Source organism: Microbacterium sp. (assembly GCF_031178525.1).
GTDB lineage: Bacteria > Actinomycetota > Actinomycetes > Actinomycetales > Microbacteriaceae > Microbacterium.
Genome location: NZ_JAPSJA010000174.1, coordinates 1 through 5,182, shown reverse-complemented (window position 1 = coordinate 5,182; position 5,182 = coordinate 1). Strand labels below are relative to the sequence as shown.

Annotated in this window: 6 protein-coding genes; 2 read left to right on the top strand and 4 right to left on the bottom strand. The window is 73.3% G+C overall.

The window, feature by feature from the left end; all coding sequences use genetic code 11:
* A partial coding sequence (locus tag RIF89_RS10770; RefSeq protein ID WP_309069110.1) for a winged helix-turn-helix domain-containing protein occupies positions 1-408 on the top strand: 408 nt, incomplete at its 5' end.
* The gene (locus RIF89_RS10765; RefSeq protein WP_309069109.1) at positions 405-1,085 is read left to right on the top strand and encodes a CbiX/SirB N-terminal domain-containing protein; all 681 of its coding nucleotides are present in this window, start codon (positions 405-407) and stop codon (positions 1,083-1,085) included. The genes RIF89_RS10770 and RIF89_RS10765, both read left to right, overlap by 4 nt.
* Before the next feature lie 121 nt (positions 1,086-1,206).
* Here RIF89_RS10765 and deoD read toward each other — a convergent pair whose 3' ends face one another.
* From deoD to RIF89_RS10745, 4 genes are read right to left on the bottom strand one after another with little or no spacing between them, the layout of a single operon-like run.
* Positions 1,207-1,917 (bottom strand): purine-nucleoside phosphorylase, encoded by a 711-nt coding sequence (gene deoD, locus RIF89_RS10760; RefSeq protein WP_309069108.1) that lies wholly within the window; start codon positions 1,915-1,917, stop codon positions 1,207-1,209.
* A gap of 25 nt (positions 1,918-1,942) precedes the next feature.
* Positions 1,943-3,028 carry a GTP 3',8-cyclase MoaA gene (gene moaA, locus RIF89_RS10755; RefSeq protein ID WP_309069107.1) on the bottom strand — a complete coding sequence of 362 codons (1,086 nt, stop codon included), beginning with the start codon at positions 3,026-3,028 and terminating at the stop codon, positions 1,943-1,945.
* Between the two features lie 36 nt (positions 3,029-3,064).
* Complete coding sequence (locus RIF89_RS10750) at positions 3,065-4,225, bottom strand: ABC transporter ATP-binding protein (protein WP_309069106.1); 1,161 nt, start codon at positions 4,223-4,225, stop codon at positions 3,065-3,067.
* Entirely contained in the window at positions 4,222-5,043 is an 822-nt protein-coding gene (locus RIF89_RS10745) for an ABC transporter permease (protein WP_309069105.1), read from the bottom strand. The genes RIF89_RS10750 and RIF89_RS10745 overlap by 4 nt, the downstream gene beginning before the upstream one ends.
* Positions 5,044-5,182 lie beyond the last annotated feature (139 nt).

Here is a 5,182-nt window from a genome sequence, read left to right as displayed (position 1 = left end):
CCGGTCACGGCCGAGCCGCTGGTCGCCGCCGACGTCGAGACGCTGATCGCCGAGCGCGGACGCCTCGGCTCACTCGTGCGCGCGGTGGTGACGTACTTCGGCGGCGGGCACGCGCCGTCCCACGACACCGCAGCGGGCCGGCTCGAGCTGCGCAGCACGGGCGTGGTGCTGGAGGGACGCTTCATCCCGCTGTCCCCGACCGGCGCGGACGTGCTCGCCGCGCTGTTCGCGGCGGGCGGCGGCGTGGTCTCGCGCGCGTCCCTGCAGCGCGTGCTGCCGCGATCCGGACAGAGCCCGCACGCGGTGGAGATGGCGGTCGCGCGCCTGCGTGACGCCCTCGGTGCGCCGGACGTGATCAAGACCGTCGTCAAGCGCGGCTACCGACTGAATGTGGAGGACTCGGCGTGACGCTCATCGCCTGCTCGCACGGCACGCGCTTCCAGGAGGGGCGGGACGCGATCCACGACCTCATCGCGCACGTCCGGCAACTGCTTCCCGGCGTCGAGATCGCGGAGGCGTTCGTCGACGTGCAGGAGCCGTCGATCGACCACGTCGTGGCGGGCACGGACGGGCCGGCCGTGATCGTGCCGCTGCTGCTGTCCGCCGGGTTCCACACGGGCGTGGACATCGCCCGCGCGGCGCGCATCCGCGACGACGTCACGGCGACGGCTCCGCTCGGCCCGCATCCGCTGCTCGCGGAGACGCTCGTCGCGCGCCTGCACGAGGCCGGCCTGCGCGACGGCGATCACATCGTCCTCGCCGCCGCGGGATCCTCGCGCCCCGCCGCCGCCGAGCACGTCGAGCGCATGCGCGAGCTGCTCGCGATCCTGCTCCCCCACCCGGTGACGGTGGGCTACGCGGCGGGCGCCGATCCGCAGATCCCCGCCGCGGTCGCGGCCGCGCGCGCCTCCGGCGCTCGGCGGGTCGTGGCGGCGAGCTACGTGCTGGCGCCCGGCTACTTCGCGAACGAGGTCGCGGGAGCCGGAGCGGACGTCGCCACCGCGCCGCTGGGTGCCGATCCGCGCGTCGCGCAGGTGATCGCCGAGCGTTACCTCTCGGCCATCCCCGCGCTGACGGCGGCGTGAGGCCGGCGGCGCGTCCTCACCAGATCCCGCTTCGTCGGTGCCGCATCGCCCGACGAATCCCGGGAAGCGGATCTCGGGAGAAGCGGGCGCGGACCCCATCTCGCTGTCGGCTCCGCGTCCGCTAGGCCGTCGCGGCCCGCAGCGCGATCTCGACCATGTCACCGAACGTCTGCTCCCGTTCGAGCGCCGTGGTCTCCTCGCCGGTGACCAGGTGGTCGGACACCGTGCAGATGCTCAGCGCTCGTCGCCGTCGGTATGCGGCGAGGGTGTACAGACCGCTCGTCTCCATCTCGACCGCGAGTGCGCCGTGCGCCACGAACGGCTCGGTCAGCTCCGGTCGGGTGCTGTAGAACTGGTCGCTGGAGAAGAGCAGCCCCACGTGGACCCGGCTCTGCAGGGGCATCTCCTCACCTGCCTCGACAGCGGCGCGCAGGAGCGAGAAGTCGGCGACCGGAGCGTAGTCCTGACCATGGAAGCGGACCCGGTTGATGGCGGAGTCGGTGCAGGCGCCGTTCGCGATGATGATGTCGCGCAGCCCCACGCGTTCGGTCAGCGCACCGCACGAGCCGACCCGCACCACCGTCTGGACGTCATAGGCATCGAAGAGCTCGTTGGCGTAGATGGCCATGGACGGCTGCCCCATCCCCGACCCCTGCACGGATATCCGGTGCCCCCGCCAGGTGCCCGTGAAGCCCAGCATGCCGCGGGTCTCGGAGTAGAGCTCGGCGGCCTCGAGGAAGTTCTCGGCGATCCACTTCGCGCGCAGCGGATCGCCGGGGAACAGGACGGTGGGGGCGATCTGACCGGGCTGGGCGGCGATGTGCGTGCTCATGCGTCCAGCGTATGGTCGCGCTCGCTCAGCCCCCGATGGCGTTCATCCCGCGTGCCGGCTGCAGGAACGCAGGATCGTCTATCGCGTGGCCGGGGAGCTTGCGCAGGATGCACGCGCGCATCATGGCGTCGAGGTCGCGATCGAGCTCATCCGATCCACCGCGCAGGATCGGCAGCAGATCGAACTCGGTCGTGGAGAACAGGCAGTTGCGCAGCTGGCCGTCGGCCGTGAGACGCAGGCGGTCGCAGTCCCCGCAGAACGGCGCGGTGACCGACGCGATCACGCCGACCCTGTGCGGTCCGTCGTCGAGGATCCAGGTCTCGGCCGGCGCTCCCCCGCGCCCCGGCACCGGTGTCAGGCGCCAGCGCGCCGACAGCGCGGACAGGATCTCCTCGCGCGTCACCATGCGCTCGCGCGACCAGGTGTGTCCCGCATCCAGCGGCATCTGCTCGATGAACCTCAGCTGCGCGTCGTGTGCGACCGCGAACTCGACGAGGTCGACGAGCTCGTCGTCGTTGACGTCGCGCATCGCGACCGCATTCAGCTTGAGCGGGCGCAGACCGGACTCGGACGCCGCGGCGATGCCGTCGCGCACGTCGTCGAGACGGTCGCGGCGCGTCAGCTCGCGGAAGCGATCGCGCCGCAGCGTGTCGATCGAGATGTTCAGGCGCGCCAGCCCCGCGTCGATCAGGTCGGGGAGGAACTCCCGCAGCCGGATGCCGTTGGTCGTCATCGCGATCTGCACGGGCCCAGCCTTGCCCTCTATGCGGGCGAGACGGCCCACGACGTCGACGATGTCGGCGCGCAGCAGCGGCTCGCCGCCGGTCAGGCGGAAGGTCGTGATGCCCGCCGCGGCGGCGACGCGCGCGATGCGCTCGATCTCGTCGAGCGTGAGGATGCTCGTCTTGGCGAGCCACTCGTTGCCCTGCTCCGGCATGCAGTAGGTGCACCGCAGCGAGCACCGGTCGGTGAGCGAGACACGCAGGTCGCGGTGCACGCGTCCGAACCTGTCGACGAGCGGGCCGGAGCCGGGCGCGTCCGAGACGACGGCGAAGCGCACGCCGATGGTGACCGGCACCGCCGTCACGACTCGCACCCCTGCGTCATCCATCCAGCCTACGGGCGGCGGGGAGAGACGGGGCCGAGGTCAGTCGTCGCGCAGGAGTCGCACGTCGCCCGGGTCGAGTGCGAGTCGGACCGGATCGCCGGGAGCGAGCGCGAGGGCCGCAAGCTGGGCGACGGGCACCTCGACGACGACGTCCGGCTTCGTGGTGTGCACGCGTGCGCCGCCCGGTGTGGGTTCGAGGCGCGTGATCCGGCCGAGCCACTCACCCACCGGCTGTGGGTCCTCGCGGGCGATGCGCACGGCGCCCGTCCACGTGCTCTCGCCCGCGCGGGCCAGTCGCACATCCGCCGGGCGGAACACCGCCACGAGCGGCGCGCCATCCTGTGCGTCCGCTGGCGCGGCGGCGGCGATCCGGACGTCGCCGTCGCCCCCGGACGCGCGCCAGAGCCCGCCCTGCGCGGAGCCGCGCACGCGATTGAGGCCCGCGACCGCCGCGACGAACTGCGTCGCGGGGGCTTCGAGGACACGCCGCACCGCCCCGCGCTGCATCACGCGCCCCGCCTCGATCACGACCACCTGACGCGCGAGTGCGGCGGCGTCGAACGCGTCATGCGTGACGACGAGTGCTGTCGTGCGCGTCGATGAGAGCTGCTCGTGCAGCACCGCCCGCGTGTCCGCCGCCGTCTCGGCGTCCAGTCCCGTGAGCGGCTCGTCGAGCAGCAGCAGGCGCGGCGCGACCGCCAATGCCCGGGCGAGCGCGACGCGCTGCTGCTGTCCGCCCGACAGTTCGCGCGGGCGGTGCGGACCGGAACCGGACAGCCCCACCCGCCACAGCCACTCATCCGCCACCTGGCGGGCACGGTCCTTCGCCAAGCCCCGCACGACGAGACCGAACGCGACGTTGTCACGCACCGTGAGGTGCGGGAACAGGCGCGCGTCCTGCCCGAGCATCACCACGCCGCGCTTGGCGGTCGGGAGGTGACGGCGGCGCGTGATGACGGCGCCGTCCGCGAGTTGGATGCGACCGGTCGTGAGGCGCACGGCCCCCGCGATCGCCGCCAGCAGCGTCGACTTGCCGGCCCCGCTCGGTCCCATGATGGCGGTGACCTCGCCCTGGGGAACCGTGAGCCTGGCTTCGAGGCGGAACGCCCCGCGCTGCACCGCGAGGTCGGCGCTCAACGCCACTCCCTGCGCGAGCGGCGTCTCGGCGTCGTCCCGACGGCGCACCACGGCCGCCGTCACCGGATGCTCCCCGGCCGCCAGGCCCGAACGAGCAGCAGCACCCCGATCGCGGTGACGAGCAGCAGCAGCGACAGCGCCACGGCCGGGCCCTCGCCCACCCCGGAGCCGTTGAAGGCGGTGTAGATCGCGAGTGGCATCGTCTGCGTCACACCGGGGTTGTTGCCGGCGAACAGCGCCGTGGCGCCGAACTCGCCGATCGCACGGGCGAAGCACAGCACGAGACCCGCCACGAGGCCCGGCGCCGCGAGCGGAAGCGTGATGCGCCACAGCGTCGCCCAGCGTCCGGCGCCGAGCGTCGCCGCGGTCCGCTCGTACTCGACGCCGACCGCGCGCACCGCCCCCTCCACCGCCAGCACGAGGAAGGGCAGCGCGACGAAGACCTGCGCGATCACGACGGCCGCGGTCGTGAACGGCACGCCGAGCCCCCAGCCCGCCAGCCACGCCCCCACGGGGGCGGAGCGGCCGAAGAGATACAGCAGCGCGACGCCGCCGACCATGGGCGGCAGCACGAGCGGCACGGTGACGAGCACGCGCAGCACCGCCGCGAGCCACGGCCGTGTGCGCGCGATCAGAATGGCGAGCGGCAGCCCCAGGACGAGGCACACGGCGGTGGCGATCAGCCCGGTCACGAGCGACAGCACGAGCGCGTCGAGCGATTCGCGCGACGTCACGTCCGTCCACAGCGAGGACCAGTCGGCGCGGGCGATCAGCCCCGCGAGCGGCACGACGAGCAGAGCGACCGCCAGGACGGCCGGCAGCGCGAGGATCCGCGGCAGGTTGCCCGCGGACGCATCGCGTTCATCGCGCCGGGCGGTCAAGGTCGGGTCCCCAGGTCCTGCACGTTCCGATCTTCGCGTGTCTCGACGCCCGCGCGCACCTTCACGGCCGGATCCGCACGGCGGCGAGTGGCGCCCTGGCCGGTCACGGCGCACCGAAACCGTGCTCGGCGAGGATCCG